At 72.1% G+C, this 484-nt stretch carries 1 pseudogene; it reads left to right on the top strand.

Annotated elements, in window-relative coordinates:
• A pseudogene (locus IG84_RS0137285) lies at positions 1 to 484 on the top strand (ADP-ribosyltransferase); the annotation flags it as partial.

The following is a 484-nucleotide window of genomic DNA, read 5'->3' as shown; positions in this document are numbered from 1 at the left end:
CCACTGGGTGAAGTCCTTCGTGTGGGACGGCCTGATCGTCGACGGCATCTGGGGCACCATCAAGGGCCTGGGCACCCTGGTGGGCTTCGGCGGCTGGGATGCCATGGGCCAGGCGTGGAAGGGCCTGGCGCAGCTGGCCACCGGCCTGGCGATCTCCTCCATCCCCGGCGTGGGCACCGCCTTCTGGGCGCTGCCGGAGGACAAGCTGCCCTCCTGGCTGCGGGATTCGCGCACCGCGATGAAGGAGACCGGCAAGGCCCTGGTGGCCTGGGACGAATGGGGCAAGAACCCCGGCCGGGCGGCGGGTGCGGTCACCTTCAACGTGCTGACCACGGTCTTCACCGGCGGTGCGGGCGGCGCGGCGGCGGGTGCGGGCAAGGCCGGCGCGGTGGCCAAGGCGCTGTCGGTGGCCGGCAAGGCGGGCAAGGTCATCGACCCGATGACGTATGTCGCCAAGGGCGCGGGCGCCGGCCTCACCAAGATC

Origin of the sequence: Streptomyces ochraceiscleroticus, assembly GCF_000720485.1 — a bacterium.
Taxonomy (GTDB): Bacteria; Actinomycetota; Actinomycetes; order Streptomycetales; family Streptomycetaceae; genus Streptomyces; species Streptomyces ochraceiscleroticus.
This window is presented reverse-complemented; position numbering and strand designations above follow the sequence as displayed.